Here is a 20,132-nt window from a genome sequence, read left to right on the forward strand (position 1 = left end):
GCCGCCCCTGCCGCGGGCACCCTTTTCGTGATTAATCTGGGAACGAGGACGCGGCCGTCGCGTCCTCGCCCCCGTCGCTCCGCCCGGTGCGCGGGGTTCCTGCTACCCGAGGAGTGACTCCCTCCGGCGATGGACGGACCGTCCTGCAGTACCTGCGCCGCCCCCTGCTGTGACACCCCACAGGCGGCGGCATCATGACCACCCCCCTGCTGCTCCTGGCAGCCGCGTTCCTGCTGATCCTCGCCAACGGCTTCTTCGTCGCGGCCGAGTTCGGCCTGGTGACCGTCGAACGGCCCGACGCCGAACAGGCCGCCGCGGCGGGCGACCGGCGCGCCCACCGGGTCGTCGAGTCCCTCAAGGAGCTGTCCTTCCAGCTCTCCGGCACCCAGCTCGGGATCACCATCACCTCCCTCGTCGTCGGCATGCTCGCCGAACCGGCGCTCGCCCGACTGCTCGACGGGCCCTTCACGGCGATCGGCGTCCCCGACGGCGCCGTCTCCGGTGTCTCGGTCGTCGTCGGCATGCTGCTGGCCTCCGCCGTGCAGATGGTGATCGGCGAACTGGTGCCCAAGAACTGGGCGGTGTCCAAGCCGCTCCAGGTCGCCCGCTTCGTCGCCGGACCCCAGCACGCCTTCGCCCGGATCTTCCACCCGGTGATCGCCGCGCTCAACACCGTGGCCAACCGCCTGGTCCGCATGCTGGGCATCGAACCCGCCGAGGAACTGGCCTCCGCCCGCACCCCGGGCGAACTGGTCTCCCTGGCCCGGCACTCCGCCCGGGCCGGCGCCCTGGAGCAGGACACCGCCGATCTCTTCGTACGGACCCTCTCGCTCGGCGAACTCACCGCCCAGCACGTCATGACCCCCCGCGTGAAGGTCAGCGCCCTGCACTCCTCGGCCACCGCCGAGGACGTGGTCAACCTGACCCGCGCCACCGGGCTGTCGCGCTTCCCCGTCTACCGGGAGAAGATCGACGAGATCGTCGGCATGGTCCACCTCAAGGACGCCCTGGCGGTCCCCGTGCGCGACCGGCTGCGCACCCCGGCCGGCCGGATCGCCCGCCCGGCGCTGCTGGTCCCGGAGACCCTGCCCGTCCGGCCGCTGCTCACCCGCCTGCGCAGCGAGCAGCCCATCGCGGTCGTCGTCGACGAGTACGGCGGCACGGCCGGCGTCGTCACCCTGGAGGACATCGTCGAGGAACTCGTCGGTGAGGTCCGCGACGAACACGACGGGCTCGACGTGCCCGAACTCGCCCCCGCCCCGCCCGAGGACGGCCGCCCCGCCTGGGACGTCGACGGCAGCTGCCGCGTGGACGCCCTGCGCCGCGTCGGCCTCCAGGCGCCCGAGGGGCCGTACGAGACCGTGGCCGGGCTCGTCGCCGACCTGCTCGGCCGCATCCCCGCCGTCGGCGACCGCGCGGAGCTGCCCGGCTGGCGGCTCTCCGTCCGCCAGGTCGGTCACTACCGCGCCGAGCGGATACGACTGGTGCGCACCGCGCCGGTCTCCGTCCTGGAGGCGGCCCGATGAGCATCCTGCAACTCCTCTTCGCCGCACTGCTCGTGCTCGCCAACGGCTTCTTCGTCGGCGCCGAGTTCGCACTCGTCTCGGTGCGCCGCAGCCAGATCGAACCGCTCGGCACCGCCCGCGCCCGACAGGTGCTGTACGGGCTGGAGCGGCTGCCGCAGATGATGGCCGCCGCCCAGTTCGGCATCACCGTCTGCTCCCTGACCCTCGGCGCGGTCGCCGAGCCGACCGTCGCCCACCTGCTGGAGCCGGTCTTCGGGTGGGTCCACCTGCCGCACGGCATGATCCACCCGCTCGGCTACGTCATCGCCCTGGCCGCCGTGGTCTTCTGCCACCTCGTCATCGGCGAGATGGTCCCGAAGAACCTCGCCATGGCCGCCCCCGAGAAGGCCGCGCTGTGGCTCAGCCCCGGCCTGGTCGCCTTCGCCCGCCTGTGCCGGCCGATCACCGTCGCGCTCGGTGCCTGTGCGCAGGGCATCCTGCGGCTGTTCCGCGTCGAGCCCAAGGACGAGGTCGAGGCGGTCTTCACCAGCGAGCAGCTCAACCGCCTGGTGGAGGACGCGGGCCAGGCCGGCCTGCTCGACCCGGAGGAGCAGGAACGCCTGGAGGACGCCCTGGAACTGGGCTCCCGTCCGGTGACCGACGTACTCCTGTCACGCGAGTCCCTGATCACGGTCAGCCCCTCGGTCACGCCCGGGGAGATCGTCGCGCTCACCGCCCGCACCGGGTACTCGCGCTTCCCGGTCGCGGCGGAACAGGGCGCCTTCATGGGCTACCTGCACGTCAAGGACGTACTCGACCTGGAGGAGTCCGACCGCGCCGTCCCCCAGCACCTGTGGCGCCCGATGACCACCCTGCGCCCCGAACTCCCCCTGGACGACGCCCTCACGGTGATGCGCCGCGCGGCCACCCACCTGGCCCAGGTCACGGACGCGTCGGGCAGGGGACTGGGCCTGGTCGCCCTGGAGGACGTACTGGAACTCCTGGTCGGCGAGGTAAGAGACCCGGCCCACAGAGACAGAGAGGTAACCCTGGCGACCTGACCGCCGCTGCCGCCGCTGCGGGCAGTCGTGCCTCCCCCAGTGCCTGAACGGCCTGGGAAGTGCCCCCAGGGCGGCACGGGTGGGCGCAGCGGCACCCCGCAACGCCGGGCTGCGCACCGCACCACCCCGCACCGAGGCTCAGCACCTACACGGCCGACGGGCCCCCCGGCCCCCGCCCCGACAGCACCTCCCCATACGCCTGCATCAGATCCGGCAACCGCAACGTCGACAGATCATCCCGGCTCAACACCCCCGGATACATGGACAACCGCAGATCCCGGTACGCACAGCTCTTCTCGTACAGCGTCCGCAGAAACCGCCCGTTCCCCAACTCGTCGATCCACCCCTGATCCACCACGTGCCCCGCGACCGACCGCAGCTCGTCCAGCGCCTCCTCGTCCCACACATCCCCGTTGTCCGCCGCGAGCACCTCCCCGATCGAGGTCAGCTCCAGCGGCCGGTACGACGGGAAGTCCACCCGGGTCGTGAAGCGCGACGACAGCCCGGGATTGGCGCCCAGCAGCCGGTCCATGCCCTCCGGATAGCCGGCGAGGATCACCACCAGGTGGTCCCGGTTGTCCTCGGCCCGCTTCAACAGCACCTGCAGCGCCTCGTCGCCGTACGCGTCGCCCTTGCCGTACCCGGAGTTGGACAGGGAGTACGCCTCGTCGACGAAGAGGACACCCCCGAGCGCGGAGTCGATCAGCTCGTTGGCCTTCACGGCGGTCTGGCCCAGGTACTCACCGACCAGATCGGCCCGCTGCGCCTCCACAAGGTGGTCGCCGCCGAGCAGCCCCAGGGCGTAGAAGACGCGGCCCAGGATGCGGGCCACGGTGGTCTTGCCGGTGCCGGAGGGACCGGAGAAGACGAAGTGACGTTTGGGCGGCTGCACCGGCAGGCCCTGCCCGGCCCGCAGCCGCGCCATGTTCAGCTGCGCGGACAGCGCCTTGACCTGCCGCTTCACCGGTTCGAGGCCCACCATCCGCTCCAGCTCCGCGAGCGCCTCCTCCAGCAACGCCGGATCGGTGGGCCCGGTGGGCAGGGACGGGTCGGGCCCGTCGGCCTTCTCGCGCACCGACGCTCCGCCGAGCGGTGGCAGCGGGGTGGACAGCGGGGGCTCGGGCGCGGAGAGCTTGACGCCGCGCTCCTCGATGCCGAAGAGGGGGTCGAGCCCGTCCAGGCCGTCCGTCGCCGCACCGGCCTGCGCGAGCCCCGCGAGGTCGGCCGGGTCGTCGTAGCCGTCGCTCTCGGCGATCGCCGCCAGCCGGGCCGAGGTGTCCATGAAGGCCGGGTCGACGCGGTGCACCGCCCGGTACAGCGGGAGTGCGGCGGCGCTGCGCCCGGTGCCCTCGTGGGCCCGCGCCAGCCAGTAGCGCAGCTCCTTGCGCTGCGGCTGCTCGCTGCGGCACCGCATCAGGGCCGCCGACAGCAGCGGCTGGGCCTGCCCGAACATCTCCAGGCGGACCCGGGCCATGCCGCTGAACAGGCCGGCCTCGATGCCCAGTAAGGGGTCGCCGAGCAGCGGGTCGGTGTGCCGGACGAGCTGTTCCCAGTCCTTGACGAGGTAGGCACGGCAGGCGTGCAGGAAGCGGACCTGGGGGTCGGAGTCCACCGGCGGCAGTCCGGCCAGGGCCCGGTCCAGCTCCGGTACGTGCCGCCCGTCCAGCCAGTGCGAGGCGTGCGCCAGCAGCAGATCGCGGGGGTTCTCCAGCACGGGCTGCACCCACCAGCCCAGCCAGTACCAGGAGTTGAGCGTCCGGCGGTGGCGGGCCCGCTGCTCGCCGAAGCGGTCGCGGTTGCGGAACATTCGCAGGAGCGCGTTGGTGGTGTCGACGCGCAGGGCGTGCAGTCCCAGCCATCCGTCGGCCATCGCGGGATCGATCCGCACCGCCGCCCGGAACTCCTCCTCCGCCTGCGGGTAGGCCCCCATGGTGTAGGCGTCCACGCCGCGCAGCCAGGCGAGTTCGGCCGGGGCCTGTGGGCCCTGCGCGCCGAAGTCCATCACGTCCCCCACCTACCGTGCCCCCGTCGGTAAGCCGTCGAGCCGTCACTCGTCGGCCGTCTCGGTCAACGGCTCCGCCGCGGACCGGAGTTGCAGGTGCGTGCGGCAATCTCCGGTAGCCCGCACCGAGGGCATCGTACCCGCGGGGGTCTTTCCTCCGAAGGGTGCGGGAGGGGCCGTTCCACGAGGTCGAAGCGACGAGGGCGCACGGCCAGACGGTGACCGAGTGTGATCGCGCGGCGCCGCGGAGCAGCCGGAAATGGTGCTCAGGGCAGAACGAAGCCCCCGATCACGGGGGAACAACCGGGGGCTTCGCGTCTGTCGGCGGCTTCGAACTGCCGCACATTCAGAACGTAAGACCTGTACGGCCCCTGGGTCAAGCCAAGTTGGGGTCCGTCGGCGGGTTGCCGGAGCGTGATCTTCACGCGTTCAACACATCGCCTATGGCCCGTCACCCTGAGTGAGGAAGTGGGCTCCGGTGGCGGTTCCCGCGGGCCCCGGCAGCACCTCGTATCCCTGTTCGCACTGTCGCACCAGAAGGTGCGCGAAGGGGCGCGAGGGGTCCTCGGCGAAGTGCCGGCGCTCGGCCGGGATCCACCCGTCCCAGAACGCCCGCTGTTCCGCTCCGTCGCGCGCCCGTCCGCGTGCCCACGCCTGCTCCCGGGGCAGATCCATCCAGAGCAGTGCGGCCAGGTGCGGTCGCAGCGCCGCCCGGCCCGCGCCGACACCCTCGACGAGGATCACCGGAGCGGGCGCGAGGGGGCGCGCAGCCCCGAAGCGCCGGGTTCGCCAGTCGTACGGCGCGTAGTGCGCGGTCTCACCGCGCCGCAGGGGCTCGATCACCTGGCCGAGCAGCCGTGCGGTCCAGTCGAACAGCTCGTCGTGGCTGGCGATGTCGTCGAGGCGCAGCACCGGCGCACCGTCCAGCCCGGCCGTCAGCCGCCCGGCGAAGGTGGACTTCCCCGACCCGGCGTGTCCGTCGACGCCGATCAGGCGCACGGGCCCGCACGAGGGGGGAAGCCGGCGGAGCCGGGTTGCCAGGTCGAGGATGGCGGGTCCCTGGGCAGGAGGTGCGGACACGTTCACCCGCACTCTAGCCACCCGCGCCTCCGGCGCCCCGCGCCCCGGCACCCGCACCCCCGTACCCGCCACTGGTAGACACCAATATTGATGGCGTGGCGTGCGTGGAAGTGCTGGCAGGAGCCGGCGCCTGCGGCCATAGTTGGCGCACGAACGTGCAACGACGGACCCGCCCGACACGGACACCTGGGGGTCTCCCGCCCATGAGCAGAGTCGAACAGCCGTCCCGCAGAACCCTTCTGGCCGCGGCCGTCGCGGCGGCCGCCACGGCGGGCGGCGCGATCCCGGCCACCGCCCGGGCCGCGACCGCCGCGGACTCCGGCGGCGGGCGCGGCACCGGCCCCGGCCGCGCCACCCCCCGGCGACCGGTCGACTACCACGCCTGGACCACGTTCGGGGACTGGCGGCACGGGACCGCCCGGGGGGCCCGTCCCGTCGCGGGCGCCCGCCCCGGCGTCGTGATCGGCGCCCCGGCCGGCACCACCGACTACACCGACCCGCACACCGGCACCACCGCCTCCTGGGAGTACGCGACCTGGACCTCGCCCGTCCACCGGCTCGCGGTGCCCTCGACGGAGGTCATCGCCTCCTGGAACGCGCACACGCCGAGCGGCACCTGGGTCCAGGTCGAGCTGAAGGGCACCTACTCCGACGGCACGGACACGCCCTGGTACGTGATGGGCCGCTGGACGGCCGGCGACGGCGACCAGGACATCAGGCGGACCTCGGTCGACGACCAGAGCGACGGCAGGAGCAGCATCTGGACCGACACCTTCTCGATCGACGACGCCTCCACCGGCCTGCGCCTGGCCTCCTACCGGCTGCGGCTCACCCTCCACCGCCGCCCCGGCACGCGCACCACGCCCACCGTCTGGCGGCTCGGCGCGATGGGCTCGGACATCCCCGACCGCTTCACCGTCCCGGCCTCCACCCCGCGCCACGCCGGGGAACTGCGCGTCCCGCGCCACTCCCAGGAGATCCACAAGGGCCAGTACCCCGAGTACGACAACGGCGGCGAGGCCTGGTGCAGCCCGACCTCCTCGCAGATGATCGTCGAGTACTGGGGCGGCCGCCTCACCGAGGAGCAGCTCGCCTGGGTCGACCCCTCCTACGCCGACCCGCAGGTGTGCCACGCCGCCCGGTACACCTACGACTACCAGTACGAGGGCTGCGGCAACTGGCCCTTCAACGCCGCCTACGCCGCCACGTTCAAGGGCCTGCAGGGCGTGGTGACCCGCCTCGGCTCCCTCACCGACCTGGAGACCCTGATCGCGGCCGGCATCCCGGCCATCACGTCCCAGTCGTTCCTGGAGGAGGAGCTGACCGGGTCCGGGTACGGCACCTCCGGCCACCTGATGACCGTGATCGGCTTCACCGCAGACGGCGACGTGATCGCCAACGACCCGGCCTCGGACGACAACGACGCCGTCCGCCGCGTCTACAAGCGGCGCGAGTGGGAGAACATCTGGCTCAGGACGAAGCGGTACAACGCCGGCGGCAAGGTCGTCTCCGGTACCGGCGGCGTCTGCTACCTGTACTTCCCGGCCCACCCCAGCCCGCGGCAGCGCAAGGCCCTCGCGGCGGTGGGCGTGCGCTGACCGGCCCCGCTGTGACGAAGCTCTCGGCCGCAAAAGCCGCTCACGGTGGCAAGGTGGACACCGTGAGCGGGGGGACTCCGCCCAAGCCGAAGCCCGAGAGCAGCGAGAAGCCATGACCGCACACACCGCAGCCGCCGCCCGCGTCCGCACCGGCGGCCCCAAGGACGACGGCCCGAAGATCCTCGAACACGTCATGGGCTGGACCCTCGTCGTGGTGGTCGCGATGCTCGTGGTTCAGCTGGGCCTGCTGTGACGTGACCCGCGTGTGACCTGCCCCACGACCCGACCTGCCATACTGCGGAGGTCCCGCCGCCCGTAGGAGACCAGGGTCGAAATTGAATATCAGTCAACAACGTGCCGACGCCCGTCCCCGGGCGCGCGGCACCGAGCGCTCGGCGGCACGCCGCGCCGAACTCATCGCCATCGGGCGGAGGTTGTTCGCCGACAGGTCCTACGACGCGCTCTCGATGGACGACATCGCCCGCCAGGCGCATGTCGCCAAGGGGCTGATCTACTACTACTTCCAGTCCAAGCGGGGCTACTACCTGGCGATCGTCCAGGACTCCGTCACCGACCTCGTCACCACCGCGGCGCGCGGCACCGAACTGCCGCAGGTGGACCGCGTCCACCGCACCATCGACGGCTATCTGCGCTACGCCGAGCACAACCAGGCCGCCTACCGCACGATCGTCAGCGGTGGCGTCGGCTTCGACGCCGAGGTGCACAGCATCCGCGACGGGGTGCGCGAGGCGATCGTCGTCACCATCGCCGAAGGGGCGTACGGCCGCTCCGACATCGGGCCGCTGGCCCGCATGGGTCTGCTCGCCTGGGTGTGCAGTGTCGAGGGCGCCACCCTGGACTGGATCGGCCGGCCCGAACTGCCCCGCGAGACCATGCGTGAACTGCTGGTGAGGTCGCTGGGCGGCACGCTGCGCGCCATCGAGGAACTGGACCCGGCCTGCCCGGCCCCGGCCCCGGCCCGCCGCGACGAGGCCTGACGGCGGCGCGTGACGGCGGCACGGTGCGACGACGCGTGACGGAGGGGCGGAGACCCGAGCCGGTCTCCGCCCCTCCGCCCCCCGTGCGCGCCGGGTGGTTCAGTCGATCGCCTTGATCAGCTCACCGTTCGCGGTGTCGCCGCTCAGCTCCCAGAAGAAGGTGCCGCCCAGGCCCTGCTCGTTCTTGTAGGCCATCTTGCCGGCGACGGTCTGCGGAGTGTCGTAACTCCACCAGTCGTCACCGCACTTGGCGTAGGCGGTGCCGCCCACGGTGCCGGTCGCCGGGCAACTGGTCTTCAGCACCTTGTAGTCCTCGATGCCGTCCTCGTACGTGCCCTTCGCGGGGCCGGTCGCGGTGCCGCCCGGCTCCGACTGGGTGACGCCCGTCCAGCCGCGGCCGTAGAAGCCGAGTCCGAGCAGGAGCTTCGAGGGCGGAACGCCGAGACCCTTGAGCTTCGCGATCGTCGCCGAGGTGTGGAAGTCCTCCTTCGGGATGCCGGAGTACGAGGTCAGCGGCGAGTGCGGGGCGGTCGGCCCGGTGGCGTCCCAGGCGCCGAAGAAGTCGTACGTCATCGGGTTGTACCAGTCGACGTACTGGGCGGCACCCGCGTAGTCCGCGGCGTCGATCTTGCCGCCGGAGGTGGCGTCGGCGGTGATGGCCGCGGTGACCAGGTAGTCCTGGCCGAACTTGGCCCGCAGGGCGCCCATCAGCTTCGGGAAGGCGTCGCGGCCGCTGGTGTCGCAGCTCAGGCCGCAGGCGTTGGGGTACTCCCAGTCGATGTCGATGCCGTCGAAGACGTCGGCCCACTTGGAGTTCTCGACCAGGTCGTAGCAGGACTGGGCGAACGCCTCGGGGTTCTGCGCGGCCTGCGCGAAGCCGCCGGACCAGGTCCAGCCGCCGAAGGACCAGAGGATCTTCAGGTCCGGGTGCTTCTCCTTCAGCTTGAGCAACTGGTTGAAGTTGCCGCGCAGCGGCTGGTCCCACGTGTCGGCGACGCCGTCGACGGAGTCGGCCGCGGTGTAGGCCCGGTCGGTCGCCGCATAGGCGTCGCCCATGGCGCACTTTCCGCCGGTGACGTTGCCGAACGAGTAGTTGATGTGGGTGAGTTTGTCGGCGGAGCCCGACGACTCGATGTTCTTGACGTGGTAGTTGCGGTCGTAGACGCCCCATTCGGTGAAGTATCCGACGACCTTGGACCCGGCCGCGGCCTGCGCGGCGGGTGCCTCGGCCGGCCCGGCGGGCGCCGCCGCGGTGGCCGTGGCCGGACCGGCGCCTGCCAGCAGCCCGGCGCCGAGGGCGGCGGTGCACAGGGCGGAGAGGAGCGTCCGGACGGGGCGGACGCGGGGGAGGTGCGGGACGTGCATCGGGTGTCTCCTCGTGGGGGGAAGAGGGAACGCGCGCCGATTGGCATGAACGCGGTAAGGCGTTCGGTTCGCCACCGTAGGAGGACTAGACCAGTGTGGTCAATGGTTCGGACCATTCTCGATGCCCTGAGCCGGATTCCCGGCCCCGTGGGCCCTGCCCCGGCCGTTCTCCGAATTCTTTGAGTAAGCGGTCGTTAACTGGTGACTCCGTGCCTCCGATCGGGCATACTCACAGCGCACAGCCGCTGGTCAGCCGCTTCCGCGACCCGGGAGTGCGAGCATCGGCCAGGCCCAACGACCCGGCGGCGCCGCCTCCACCCAAGGCGCACGTCCGCCGATGTGCCCGACAGGGAGGAGAGCGTCGCCATGCCCGACCGCGCCCCGCAGCCGGTGGACCGGCAACTGCCCACGGACGAGGCACGGGACCTGATCTCGCTCGTCCGCGACATCGCGCAGCATGAGATCGCCCCGAGTGTGGCCGAGGAGGAGGACGCCGGACGCTTCCCGCGCGAGGTCTTCACCCTCCTGTCCGACTCCGGACTGCTCGGACTGCCCTACGACGCCGAGTTCGGCGGCGGTGAGCAGCCGTACGAGGTCTACCTCCAGGTCCTCGAGGAGCTGGCCGCGGCCCGGCTCACCGTCGGTCTTGGCGTCAGCGTGCACACGCTCGCCTCCTACGCGCTCGCCACGCACGGCACCAAGGAGCAGCAGGCCGAGCACCTGCCCGCGATGCTGGGCGGCGGTCTGCTCGGCGCCTACTGCCTCTCCGAGCCCGCCTCCGGCTCGGATGCCGCCTCCCTGCGCACCAAGGCCGTGCGGGAGGGCGACGACTGGGTGATCACCGGCACCAAGGCGTGGATCACGCACGGCGGCATCGCCGACTTCTGCACCGTCATGGCCCGCACGGGTGAGGACGGGCCGCGCGGCATCACCGCCTTCCTGGTGCCCGGTGACGCCGAGGGGCTGAGCGCCGCGGTGCCGGAGAGGAAGATGGGGCTCAAGGGCTCTCCCACCGCTCAGGTCCACCTCGACGGGGTGCGGGTGCCCGACGCCCGGCGCATCGGCGACGAGGGGCAGGGCTTCGCGATCGCCCTGTCCGCGCTCGACTCGGGCCGGCTCGGCATCGCCGCCTGCGCGATCGGCGTGGCCCAGGCGGCGCTGGACGAGGCGGTGTCCTACGCGGCCGGGCGGCGGCAGTTCGGCAAGCCGATCGCCGACTTCCAGGGGCTGCGCTTCATGCTCGCCGACATGGCGACGCAGATCGAGGCCGGCCGTGCGCTGTACCTGACGGCGGCCCGGCTGCGCGACGCCGGACTGCCGTTCGCCAAGCAGGCCGCCATGGCCAAGCTGCACTGCACCGACACGGCGATGCGGGTCACCACCGACGCCGTGCAGGTCCTCGGCGGGTACGGCTACACCGCCGACTTCCCGGCCGAGCGGTACATGCGCGAGGCCAAGGTGCTGCAGATCGTCGAGGGCACCAACCAGATCCAGCGCATGGTCATCGCCCGTCACCTCGCGGGTCCCGAGGAGCGGTGAGATCGGCGGCGACGGCGAAGTCGCCGCCCACCCGGAAGTCGCCGGTGGTGACGAAGTCACCCGTGGCGAAGAAGTCGCCGAGTCCGCGCGGGGGTTCCGCGAGCCTGACCCACTCGGGGTCGTGGCGCCCCGGCAGGGTGCGGCCGCCGTCGGCCCAGGTCCGCATCAGCTCACGGTAGATCGGCGGGTCCGGGATCTGCGGGGCCGGGGGTACCGGTCCCGGGGGCACCGGTACGAACACGCGGCGCCGACTTCCGGCCGACGAGTACGTGGGGGTCATACCCGGGCAACGCGGCGAGGCGCGGGCAGGTCACCGGCGGCCCTATTCGAGCGTGAGTTCGTGAGTGCCCACGGGCAGGTGCCGGTTGCCGGACGCGGTCCGCCGTCCGCCCGCGTCACGGCTCCCGGAGCATCGTGACGCGGGTCGGTGCCCCGGTCGCCTCAGGCGGCTTCGCGCCGCATCGTCGGCACCCGCATCGGGCGCGAGCCCGGGCCGCCGACGTGGGAGAAGGGCTGGGTGCGCCAGTCGAGGCCCCGGGGGAGCGTCAACAGCAGGGCGGTGTCCTGCTCGTGGGGCCGGAACGATTCGTCCGCCGGATGCGCCTCGGTGGCCCGGCGGCCGGTGCCGGCGCAGACCGTGAGCCCGAACGGGTTCCACGGCGAGGCGCACAGCGCGTGCTCCGGCAGCTTCTCCTCGTCCGCCAGCAGGGCGATGGGCTGCGCGCAGTCCGGGCAGATCACCCGGTACATCTCGAAGGTGTCGTAGGCGTCGAGTTCCTCGTCGTCGAAGGCGTCCGGTTCGACGCCCTCCGATACGGGCTCGAGGACCGGCTGCTGCCGCTTGGACGTGGTACGACCAGGGCGCTTAAGACTCTGCATGGGATCTCCCCCTCGGGCTGGGCCGTGACGGCACTGCGGCCTCGACCACAGCAAGCACTTCCCGTCCCCCCTCCGGGGTAATCACGAGAACATCACGGAGAACGTTCAACCAGTGTGGCCTTCGTCACATGCCGCTCGCAGATGCCCCGTGCGGCGGGTTTGTCCCCGGCCGGCCGGGGCCCGACGGCCCGTCACATCACGAACGGGGCATGACCTGGACTGCTCGGCTATCCGAGGAGATCAGCGGCACTGTAGGTTCTTGCGCCATGGAGGAGCTGGACCGACAGATCGTGCAGCTGCTCGTCAAGGACGGGCGGATGAGCTACACAGACCTGGGCAAGGCCACGGGCCTGTCCACGTCGGCCGTGCACCAGCGGGTGCGGCGGCTGGAACAGCGTGGCGTCATCCGCGGTTACGCCGCGGTCGTCGACCCGGAGGCCGTCGGGCTGCCGATGACCGCGTTCATCTCGGTGAAACCCTTCGACCCCAGCGCCCCCGACGACATCGCGGACCGCCTCGCCGGTGTCCCCGAGATCGAGGCCTGCCACAGCGTCGCGGGCGACGAGAACTACATCCTCAAGGTCCGCGTGGCCACCCCCCACGAGCTGGAGGAACTGCTCGCGCGGGTCCGCTCCCTCGCCGGTGTCTCCACCCGCACCACCGTGGTCCTCTCGACCCCCTACGAGTCCCGCCCGCCGCGAATCTGACCGGCACCGCCGGGAAGCGCGAGCCTTGCCCGGCTTCCCGGCGTTGCCCGGCTTCCGGCCTTGCCCGGCTTCCCGGGCTCTCCGGCCGGGCGGTCGGTCCGCCGCCCGGCCGCCCCGGCTGCCGGGCGGTGCCCGTGAGGGGCGAGACTGGTGCCCATGAGTGAGTCCACCACCCCGTCCTCGACCGTTCTGCTGCGCCGCGGCGAGGTCCACAGTCCCGCCGACCCCTTCGCGACCGCCATGGTCGTCGAGCGCGGCCAGGTCGCCTGGGTCGGCTCGGAGGGCGCTGCGGACGCCTTCGCGGACGGGGTCGACGAGGTGATCGACCTGGACGGCGCCCTCGTCACCCCCGCGTTCACCGACGCACACGTGCACACCACCGCCACGGGCCTCGCCCTCACCGGCCTCGACCTGACCGGCGCCCCCAGCCGCGAGGCGGCCCTCGCCCTCGTACGGGACTTCGCCGCCGCCTGCCCGGACGACCGCGTGCTCCTCGGCCACGGCTGGGACGCCGCCCGCTGGCCCGACGGACAGCCCCCGACGCGCGCCGAACTGGACGCGGCCACCGGTGGCCGTCCCCTCTACCTCAGCCGTATCGACGTCCACTCGGCCGTCGTCACCACAGCCATGCTCGACCTGGCGCCCGGCCGCCTCCCCCGCGGGGACGGCCCGCTCACCGGCGACGCCCACCACGCCGTACGCGCCGCCGCCCTCGGGGCCGTCACCCCGGCCCAGCGCGCCGGGGCCCAGCGCGCCGCCCTCGCGCACGCCGCATCCCTCGGTATCGGAACCGTTCACGAATGCGCAGGCCCGGACATCTCCTCCGAGGACGACCTGACCGGCCTGCTACGGCTGTCCGCCGAGGAGTCCGGACCGCGGGTGATCGGCTACTGGGCCGAACAGGACGTGGACAGGGCGCGGGAGCTGGGCGCCGTCGGGGCCGCCGGCGACCTCTTCGTCGACGGCTCCCTCGGCTCGCACACCGCCTGCCTGCACCAGCCCTACGCCGACACCGGTCACACCGGCACCTCCCACCTGGACGCCGCCGCCGTCGCCGCGCATGTCGTCGCGTGCACCGAGGCGGGCCTCCAGGCGGGCTTCCACGCCATCGGCGACGCCGCCGTGAGCACCGTCGTGGAGGGAGTGCGTGCCGCCGCCGACAAGGTGGGCCTTGCCCGGATCCGCGCCGCCCGCCACCGGATCGAGCACGCCGAGATGCTCACGCCGGAGACGGTCGCGGCCTTCGCCGAACTGGGCCTGACCGCCTCCGTCCAGCCCGCCTTCGACGCGCTCTGGGGCGGCGAGGACGGCATGTACGCCCAGCGCCTGGGCACCGAGCGGGCCCGCACGCTCAACCCGTACGCGGCCCTGCTGCGCGCCGGGGTGCCGCTCGCCTTCGGCTCCGACAGCCCCGTAACCCCCCTCGACCCGTGGGGCACCGTCCGGGCCGCCGCCTTCCACCGCACGCCGGAGCACCGTGTCTCCGTCCGCGCGGCGTTCACGGCGCACACGCGTGGCGGCTGGCGGGCGATCGGCCGCGACGACGCGGGCGTGCTGGTGCCAGGCGTGCCCGCGGACTACGCGGTCTGGCGTACCGGCGACCTCGTGGTGCAGGCCCCCGACGACCGCGTGGCGCGCTGGTCGACCGACCCGCGCTCGGGCACGCCCGGCCTGCCCGACCTCACCCCCGGCCGGGACCTGCCCGTCTGCCTGCGTACCGTGGTGGGCGGCCGGACCGTCTTCGTACGGCCGGGCGAGTGATCTCCACGGCCGACGGGGCGATGATCTTCGCGCCGCCACGACCTGCGTCGCCTCCGCGCTGACCTGCGCATTGATGGAAAAGGTGCAGGTCGAACGGCTGTTGACAGGCGGCGGCGGGGGGCCGGTAGGTTCGGCGGAGTCCACCACCGGACGCCCGACCGGGGAATCTTCCGCATACGCGTCGCGGCGCCGCTGAGTCAGGGACGGTGTGCCGCACCGGGGCACCGCCACTGGGAGCCAGGCTCAGTGCCCGCACCGCGACGAGGGAACGTTCCGGCCGGTCGGGAGGTGTGACCCGGGTGGGGCCCGGGCGCTCAGTAGACAACGGCTCAGGTCGACCCGCAGCCGGCGGGTCCCGGGCCGGCCCGAAGGGCGCCGGGCCCCCATCCGTCGCACAACGACCCGAATCGGCCATCCTTACCCCGCTCCTGGGGAAACGACACCACCGTACGACCGTCCTGTCACGTCGACGCAGGCCGCGGCGATTATGGTGGTCCTCTGTGTACGGACACGAAGGGGCAGTGGTGAACGACGGCGACGGGACGCCCGCGGCAGCGGAGCGTGAGAGGCGGTTCGGCCCCCTGGGTACGGCCCTGGTGATCATCCCGACCTACAACGAGGCGGAGAACATCAAGGCGATCGTCACGCGCGTGCGCGAGGCCGTCCCCGAGGCACACGTGCTCGTGGCCGACGACAACAGCCCCGACGGCACCGGCAAGCTCGCCGACGAACTGGCGGCCGCGGACGACCACGTCCAGGTCATGCACCGCAAGGGCAAGGAGGGTCTGGGCGCGGCCTACCTCGCGGGCTTCCGCTGGGGCCTGGAGCACGGCTACGGCGTGCTGATCGAGATGGACGCCGACGGCTCCCACCAGCCCGAGGAACTGCCCCGGCTGCTGACCGCCCTCAAGGGCGCCGACCTGGTGCTCGGCTCCCGCTGGGTGCCCGGCGGCCGGGTGGTGAACTGGCCCAAGTCCCGCGAGATCATCTCGCGCGGCGGCAGCATGTACTCGCGGCTCGCGCTCGATCTGCCGCTGCGCGACATCACCGGCGGCTACCGCGCCTTCCGCCGCGAGACCCTCGAAGGACTCGGCCTGGAGGAGGTCGCCTCGCAGGGCTACTGCTTCCAGGTCGACCTCGCCCGTAGGGCGATCAAGGCCGGGTACCACGTCGTCGAGGTGCCGATCACGTTCGTCGAGCGCGAACTCGGCGACTCGAAGATGAGCCGCGACATCCTCGTCGAGGCCCTGTGGCGGGTCACCACGTGGGGTGTGGGGGAGAGGGTCGGCAAGGTCCTGGGCCGCGACAAGCGCTCCGACGCGGGGTCCGGCGGACCGGAGGGCCCCGGCGACAAGTCGACAGAGCCGGCGGAGTCGGTGAAGTCGGCGAAGGTGCCCGACGGCGACGCCTGACCGCCCCCTTATGCCGCACTGAGCCGGGGCCAGGCACACTGGAAGCATGACGACTGGCGCTCAGACCCCCAGGTCCCCCGCCCGGCCCCCGCGTTCCCGGCTGCGCACCTTCCTGCCGCTGGGCGTCGCCGCGTGGCTCGTGCTGGAGATCTGGCTGCTGGTCGTGGTCGCGGGGGCGACCAGCGGCTTCGTGGTCTTCCTGCTCCTGGTCGCCGGCGTGGTCCTCGGCTCCGTGGTCATCAAGGCGGCCGGCCGCCGGGCCTTCCGCAACCTCACCGAGACGCTCAACCAGCAGCAGTCTGGCACGCCGCCCGAGGCCGCCCGCCCGAACAGCGAGGGCAACGGCCTGATGATGCTGGGCGGGCTGCTCCTGATCCTGCCCGGCCTGATCTCGGACGCGCTCGGCCTTCTCATGCTGCTGCCCCCGGTACAGAAGGCGGTCAGCCGATACGCCCAGCGGACGTTCGAGCGCAGGCTCCGCGACGCGGGCCCGGGCAGCCTGGGCGACGCCTTCCGCCAGGCCCGGATGCACCGCCCGGACGGCAAGGTGGTCCAGGGCGAGGTCATACGGGACGACCCGGACGACACCCCGCAGGACCCCCGCCCGCCGCTGACGCGCTGAGCCCGGAAAACCGCGGGTGCCGTACATGAGACTCATGTACGGCACCCGCGGTTCTTCGGTTGTGTCGTCTACGGTTTCCCGCTACGCACTCTTGCGGCTGTCACGCGGATGGACCGCGATGTTCATAGCGCCGGAGCGCAGAACGGCCAGCCGCTCCTCGAGGACCTCTTCGAGCTCCTCGCGGGTGCGTCGCTCCATCAGCATGTCCCAGTGCGTACGCGCGGGCTTGGCCTTCTTCTCCTCAGGGCCGTCGCCGTCAACCAGAAGTGCCTGGGCCCCGCAGACCTTGCACTCCCACTCTGGCGGGATCTCCGCCTCGACCGAGAAGGGCATCTCGAATCGATGCCCCTTCTCGCATGCGTACTCCACGGCCTGGCGCGGGGCCAGGTCGATGCCGCGGTCCGTCTCGTAGCTGGTCACCACGAGGCGCGTGCCGCGAAGAGCTCGCTCACTCATGAATCGTGCCTCCCGGGCTTGTCGCCCACAGGACAGGTGTCGCTGTCGTCGTCATCCGGTCAACGTCCGGGCGGCGGTAAAGATTCCCGTTCCGACTCCCGATCCGGGCCCTGCGTCGCCGTCGCAGCCGCAGCCTTGCAACCAGTGCAGTACCCGCCGACGTCCGGTTTGTCACCTCTGCTGGCAGATGTGGCATAGCGATTCGGCACCTTTGACGCGCAGTAACGGTACGCCTGGCAGGCCAAACGCGTACACTACAGCCCTTTCGCGCCGAGTGCTAAATCCTTTCGGGTACCGGATTGCCCGCGTCGCCGATCGCGCGCCGCACGGGTACCCGTGCGAGCAGTACGAACCCGATGACGAAGAACGCCACCAGCGAGATGATCGCGTCCCGGTAGCTCCCCGTCAGCTGGTAGGTGAGCCCGAAGAGCAGCGGTCCCAGCCAGCTCATCCCGCGGTCACTCATCTCGTACGCCGAGAAGTACTCGGCCTCCTTGCCCGGCGGGACCAGATGGGAGAACAGGGAGCGGGACAGCGCCTGGCTGCCGCCCAGGACGAGCCCGATCCCGGCGGCCAGCACGAAGAACCACGCCGGCGCCCCGGCCGGCAGGAAGTACCCGGCCGCGAGGGTCACCGTCCAGGCGACCAGCGACCCGAGAATGGTGCGCTGGGCCCCGTACCTCCGGGCCAGTCGGCCCAGCGCCAGGGCGCCCACCACGGCCAGCACCTGGACCAGCAGGACCGCCACGATGAGCGTGGACTGCCCGAGGTCCAGTTCCTCGGAGCCGTAGACCGAGGCCTGGGAGATCACCGTCTGGATGCCGTCGTTGTAGACGAGGTACGCCAGCAGGAAGGCCAGCGTCAGCGGGCGGCGGCGCATGTCGCGGACGGTGGCCGCGAGCTGCCGGAACCCGGGCAGCGCGGCCTCCCGGGCCACCGCGCGCCGGTCGCGCAGCCGCCGGAGCGGTATGAGCGCGAAGGCGCCCCACCACAGGCCTGCCGACGCCAGGCAGATGCGTACCGCCGCGCTCTCGCTCAGCCCGAAGGAGTCGTGGCCGCTGTAGAGCACCAGGTTGGCGATCAGGACCAGGGACCCGGCCGCGTAGCCGAAGGCCCAGCCGCGGGAGGAGACCGCGTCGCGCTCCTCGGGCGGGGCGATCTGGGGCAGGTAGGAGTTGTAGAGCATCATCGCGACCGACTGCGCCGCGTTGGCGACGACCAGCAGCAGGCCGCCCAGCAGGTAGCGGTCGCCGTCCAGGAAGAACATGCCGGTCGTAGCCGCGGCGCCGGTGTACGCGGCGGCGGCCAGCAGCGGCTTCTTGCGCCCCGAGCGGTCGGCGGCGGCGCCCACCAGGGGCATCACCAGCACTGCCACGATCACCGACAGCGACACCGAGTACGCGAAGAACGACCCGGCGCGCACCGGTATGCCCAGCGGATGGACGTACCCGTCCGCGCCCGCCGCAGATTCGGCGACCGAGGTCAGATAGGGCCCGAGGAACACGGTGAGCACGGTCGTCGAGTAGACGGAGCACGCCCAGTCGTAGAAGTACCAGCCGCGCTGCTCGCGCCGTCGTCCGGCCGCTCCGTCGGCCGCGCCCGTCCGCAGGGTGTCGGTGCCCACCCGTGCCCTCGCTTCCCCGTGAAGGCGCACCGTCCCCGGGGCGCGGCCGGGTCTCATGCCCAGACGCCGCGGTCCTCCATGACCTTGCGCAGTGTGTCGATGTGATCGGTCATGATGCCATCCACTCCCAGATCCAGGAGCCGGTGCATCCGGTCCGGCTCGTTCACCGTCCAGACGTGCACCTGCAGCCCGCGCGCGTGGGCGGCGCGCACGAAGCGGTGGTCCACCACCGGTACGCCCGACTGGGCCTCGGGTACCTGCGCGGCCACCGCCGAGGGGCGCAGCGCGGCCGGTACGCCCCAGGAGCGCAGTCGCAGGCCGAGGACGCCACGGGTGCCGTACGAGGTGGCCAGGCGCGGGCCGGCCAGCCGCTGGGCGCGGACCACGCGGGCCTCGGAGAACGAGCCGAGGCAGATCCGGTCCCAGGCGTCGCGCCGTCCGATCAGTTCCAGGAGGGGCCGCAGCGCGGGCTCGGCCTTCACGTCGATGTTCCAGCGCACCTCGGGAAAGGTCTCCAGGAGTTCCTCGAACAGCGGCACCGGTTGCTCGCCCGCCACGCGCGCGTGGCGCACGTCCTCCCACGGCAGGTCCGCGATCCGCCCGGCCCCGTCCGTCACCCGGTCCAGGGTCGCGTCGTGGAAGGCGACGAGCTTCCCATCCCGTGTGGCGTGCACGTCGGTCTCGATGTACCGGTAGCCCGCCTCCACCGCGCGGTGGAACTGCCGCAGCGTGTTCTCCAGGCCGTCCGCCGCCCCGCCCCGGTGGGCGAAGGCGATGGGGCCCGGATGGTCGAGGTACGGGTGGCGTATCGGGGTGGTCACCGACGCAGTATCGCGCGCCGGGGCCGACCGGCGGCAACCACCGTGCTGCCGTCCGGTGTCGGCGGCACGGCGAACACGCGGAGGAACACCTGGGCGAGCGGTCCGATCGACACGGCGTAGAGCAGGGTGCCGATGCCGACCGTGCCGCCGAGGGCGAAGCCCGTCACCACGACGGTGATCTCGACGGCGGTCCGCACCAGCCGCACCGAGAGCCCGGTGCGCCGGTTCAGCCCCGTCATCAGGCCGTCCCGCGGGCCCGGACCGAACCGTGCGGCGATGTACAGCCCGGTCGCCGCGCCGTTCAGCACGATGCCCGCCACCATGACGGCGGTCCGCAGCGTCCAGCCGTGGGCGTCCGGTACGACACCCAGCGTGGCGTCCATCGCGGCGCCGATCACCAGCACGTTGGAGACCGTGCCGAGGCCCGGCCGCTGGCGCAGCGGGATCCACAGCAGCAGGACCACCGCGCCCACGATGGTCAGTACCACTCCCATCGACAGCCCGGTGTGCTCCGCGAGGCCCTGGTGCAGCACGTTCCACGGCTCGAGACCGAGCCCGGACCTGACCAGCAGCGCGGAACTCGCCCCGTACAGCACGAGACCGCCGTAGAGCTGTATCAGCCGCCGCGTGAGGTGCCCCGGCCGCCCGGACGGCATCAACCGCATCGACTGCCTGGTCTGCCTCGACTGCCTGGACAAGAGA

At 72.2% G+C, this 20,132-nt stretch carries 19 protein-coding genes; 10 read left to right on the forward strand and 9 right to left on the reverse strand.

The genetic code is table 11. The features are described from left to right. Positions 1-194: 194 nt before the first annotated feature. Together ACIQFU_RS20875 and ACIQFU_RS20880 are read left to right on the forward strand one after the other, a co-directional pair. Positions 195-1,526, forward strand: a complete 1,332-nt coding sequence (locus ACIQFU_RS20875; RefSeq protein WP_402553368.1) for a hemolysin family protein — start codon at positions 195-197, stop codon at positions 1,524-1,526. After that, the gene (locus ACIQFU_RS20880; RefSeq protein ID WP_402553370.1) at positions 1,523-2,566 is read left to right on the forward strand and encodes a hemolysin family protein; all 1,044 of its coding nucleotides are present in this window, start codon (positions 1,523-1,525) and stop codon (positions 2,564-2,566) included. Before ACIQFU_RS20875 ends, ACIQFU_RS20880 begins: the two co-directional genes overlap by 4 nt. Before the next feature lie 145 nt (positions 2,567-2,711). Here ACIQFU_RS20880 and ACIQFU_RS20885 read toward each other — a convergent pair whose 3' ends face one another. Both ACIQFU_RS20885 and ACIQFU_RS20890 read right to left on the reverse strand, forming a co-directional pair. Further along, complete coding sequence (locus tag ACIQFU_RS20885) at positions 2,712-4,568, reverse strand: AAA family ATPase (protein ID WP_402553448.1); 1,857 nt, start codon at positions 4,566-4,568, stop codon at positions 2,712-2,714. Positions 4,569-5,009: 441 nt separating this feature from the next. Continuing rightward, positions 5,010-5,648 carry a uridine kinase gene (locus tag ACIQFU_RS20890; protein ID WP_402553372.1) on the reverse strand — a complete coding sequence of 213 codons (639 nt, stop codon included), beginning with the start codon at positions 5,646-5,648 and terminating at the stop codon, positions 5,010-5,012. A gap of 203 nt (positions 5,649-5,851) precedes the next feature. On the opposite strand from ACIQFU_RS20890, the gene ACIQFU_RS20895 reads away from it, so the two are divergent. From ACIQFU_RS20895 to ACIQFU_RS20905, 3 genes are all read left to right on the forward strand, one after another. After that, positions 5,852-7,246 carry a peptidase C39 family protein gene (locus ACIQFU_RS20895; protein WP_402553373.1) on the forward strand — a complete coding sequence of 465 codons (1,395 nt, stop codon included), beginning with the start codon at positions 5,852-5,854 and terminating at the stop codon, positions 7,244-7,246. A gap of 112 nt (positions 7,247-7,358) precedes the next feature. Then, entirely contained in the window at positions 7,359-7,499 is a 141-nt protein-coding gene (locus ACIQFU_RS20900) for an SCO1431 family membrane protein (protein WP_007389776.1), read from the forward strand. 82 nt (positions 7,500-7,581) lie between these two features. Beyond that, a complete protein-coding gene (locus tag ACIQFU_RS20905) occupies positions 7,582-8,244 on the forward strand; it encodes a TetR/AcrR family transcriptional regulator (RefSeq protein WP_402553374.1) in 663 nt (220 codons plus the stop codon). A 99-nt stretch (positions 8,245-8,343) separates the two neighbouring features. Here the strand turns inward: ACIQFU_RS20905 and ACIQFU_RS20910 are convergent, their stop codons facing one another. Then, entirely contained in the window at positions 8,344-9,609 is a 1,266-nt protein-coding gene (locus tag ACIQFU_RS20910; RefSeq protein WP_402553376.1) for a glycoside hydrolase family 18 protein, read from the reverse strand. Between the two features lie 366 nt (positions 9,610-9,975). On the opposite strand from ACIQFU_RS20910, the gene ACIQFU_RS20915 reads away from it, so the two are divergent. Then, positions 9,976-11,148 (forward strand): acyl-CoA dehydrogenase family protein, encoded by a 1,173-nt coding sequence (locus ACIQFU_RS20915; protein WP_402553378.1) that lies wholly within the window; start codon positions 9,976-9,978, stop codon positions 11,146-11,148. Here the strand turns inward: ACIQFU_RS20915 and ACIQFU_RS20920 are convergent. Both ACIQFU_RS20920 and ACIQFU_RS20925 read right to left on the reverse strand, forming a co-directional pair. Then, the gene (locus ACIQFU_RS20920) at positions 11,111-11,428 is read right to left on the reverse strand and encodes a hypothetical protein (protein WP_402553379.1); all 318 of its coding nucleotides are present in this window, start codon (positions 11,426-11,428) and stop codon (positions 11,111-11,113) included. The two genes, ACIQFU_RS20915 and ACIQFU_RS20920, sit on opposite strands and share 38 nt — an antisense overlap. A 161-nt stretch (positions 11,429-11,589) precedes the next feature. After that, positions 11,590-12,027, reverse strand: coding sequence for a hypothetical protein (locus ACIQFU_RS20925; protein ID WP_402553381.1), 438 nt, complete (start codon positions 12,025-12,027; stop codon positions 11,590-11,592). Between the two features lie 266 nt (positions 12,028-12,293). Between ACIQFU_RS20925 and ACIQFU_RS20930 the strand changes: the two genes are divergently transcribed. The 4 genes from ACIQFU_RS20930 (at position 12,294) to fxsA (ending at position 16,529) form a co-directional block, all read left to right on the forward strand. Then, a complete protein-coding gene (locus ACIQFU_RS20930; protein ID WP_019983923.1) occupies positions 12,294-12,734 on the forward strand; it encodes an Lrp/AsnC family transcriptional regulator in 441 nt (146 codons plus the stop codon). A gap of 156 nt (positions 12,735-12,890) precedes the next feature. Next, positions 12,891-14,495, forward strand: a complete 1,605-nt coding sequence (locus ACIQFU_RS20935) for an amidohydrolase (RefSeq protein ID WP_402553383.1) — start codon at positions 12,891-12,893, stop codon at positions 14,493-14,495. A 524-nt stretch (positions 14,496-15,019) separates the two neighbouring features. Continuing rightward, entirely contained in the window at positions 15,020-15,907 is an 888-nt protein-coding gene (locus tag ACIQFU_RS20940) for a polyprenol monophosphomannose synthase (protein ID WP_402553384.1), read from the forward strand. A 46-nt stretch (positions 15,908-15,953) separates the two neighbouring features. Beyond that, positions 15,954-16,529 carry an FxsA family membrane protein gene (fxsA, locus tag ACIQFU_RS20945; protein WP_402553385.1) on the forward strand — a complete coding sequence of 192 codons (576 nt, stop codon included), beginning with the start codon at positions 15,954-15,956 and terminating at the stop codon, positions 16,527-16,529. Positions 16,530-16,610: 81 nt separating this feature from the next. Here fxsA and ACIQFU_RS20950 read toward each other — a convergent pair whose 3' ends face one another. The 4 genes from ACIQFU_RS20950 to ACIQFU_RS20965 all read right to left on the reverse strand — a co-directional run bounded on the left by ACIQFU_RS20950 (position 16,611) and on the right by ACIQFU_RS20965 (position 20,086). Further along, positions 16,611-16,985, reverse strand: coding sequence for an RNA polymerase-binding protein RbpA (locus tag ACIQFU_RS20950; protein ID WP_003977404.1), 375 nt, complete (start codon positions 16,983-16,985; stop codon positions 16,611-16,613). A gap of 277 nt (positions 16,986-17,262) precedes the next feature. Beyond that, complete coding sequence (locus ACIQFU_RS20955; RefSeq protein ID WP_402553387.1) at positions 17,263-18,609, reverse strand: MFS transporter; 1,347 nt, start codon at positions 18,607-18,609, stop codon at positions 17,263-17,265. Positions 18,610-18,662: 53 nt separating this feature from the next. Next, the gene (locus tag ACIQFU_RS20960) at positions 18,663-19,430 is read right to left on the reverse strand and encodes a glycerophosphodiester phosphodiesterase (protein WP_402553389.1); all 768 of its coding nucleotides are present in this window, start codon (positions 19,428-19,430) and stop codon (positions 18,663-18,665) included. Beyond that, the gene (locus ACIQFU_RS20965) at positions 19,427-20,086 is read right to left on the reverse strand and encodes a YitT family protein (protein ID WP_402553449.1); all 660 of its coding nucleotides are present in this window, start codon (positions 20,084-20,086) and stop codon (positions 19,427-19,429) included. The genes ACIQFU_RS20960 and ACIQFU_RS20965 overlap by 4 nt, the downstream gene beginning before the upstream one ends. Between the last annotated feature and the right edge of the window lie 46 nt (positions 20,087-20,132).

Source organism: Streptomyces sp. NPDC093065 (genome assembly GCF_044754585.1).
GTDB lineage: Bacteria > Actinomycetota > Actinomycetes > Streptomycetales > Streptomycetaceae > Streptomyces.

Excerpts from the sequence above, each read along its gene's own strand:
- ACIQFU_RS20875 (WP_402553368.1), top strand. The coding sequence starts at position 195 with ATGACCACCCCCCTGCTGCTCCTGGCAGCCGCGTTCCTGCTGATCCTC.
- ACIQFU_RS20880 (WP_402553370.1), top strand. The coding sequence starts at position 1,523 with ATGAGCATCCTGCAACTCCTCTTCGCCGCACTGCTCGTGCTCGCCAAC.
- ACIQFU_RS20885 (WP_402553448.1), bottom strand. The coding sequence starts at position 4,568 with ATGGACTTCGGCGCGCAGGGCCCACAGGCCCCGGCCGAACTCGCCTGG.
- ACIQFU_RS20895 (WP_402553373.1), top strand. The coding sequence starts at position 5,852 with ATGAGCAGAGTCGAACAGCCGTCCCGCAGAACCCTTCTGGCCGCGGCC.
- ACIQFU_RS20900 (WP_007389776.1), top strand. The coding sequence starts at position 7,359 with ATGACCGCACACACCGCAGCCGCCGCCCGCGTCCGCACCGGCGGCCCC.
- ACIQFU_RS20910 (WP_402553376.1), bottom strand. The coding sequence starts at position 9,609 with ATGCACGTCCCGCACCTCCCCCGCGTCCGCCCCGTCCGGACGCTCCTC.
- ACIQFU_RS20915 (WP_402553378.1), top strand. The coding sequence starts at position 9,976 with ATGCCCGACCGCGCCCCGCAGCCGGTGGACCGGCAACTGCCCACGGAC.
- ACIQFU_RS20920 (WP_402553379.1), bottom strand. The coding sequence starts at position 11,428 with ATGACCCCCACGTACTCGTCGGCCGGAAGTCGGCGCCGCGTGTTCGTA.
- ACIQFU_RS20925 (WP_402553381.1), bottom strand. The coding sequence starts at position 12,027 with ATGCAGAGTCTTAAGCGCCCTGGTCGTACCACGTCCAAGCGGCAGCAG.
- ACIQFU_RS20930 (WP_019983923.1), top strand. The coding sequence starts at position 12,294 with ATGGAGGAGCTGGACCGACAGATCGTGCAGCTGCTCGTCAAGGACGGG.
- ACIQFU_RS20935 (WP_402553383.1), top strand. The coding sequence starts at position 12,891 with ATGAGTGAGTCCACCACCCCGTCCTCGACCGTTCTGCTGCGCCGCGGC.
- fxsA (WP_402553385.1), top strand. The coding sequence starts at position 15,954 with ATGACGACTGGCGCTCAGACCCCCAGGTCCCCCGCCCGGCCCCCGCGT.
- ACIQFU_RS20950 (WP_003977404.1), bottom strand. The coding sequence starts at position 16,985 with ATGAGTGAGCGAGCTCTTCGCGGCACGCGCCTCGTGGTGACCAGCTAC.
- ACIQFU_RS20965 (WP_402553449.1), bottom strand. The coding sequence starts at position 20,086 with ATGCCGTCCGGGCGGCCGGGGCACCTCACGCGGCGGCTGATACAGCTC.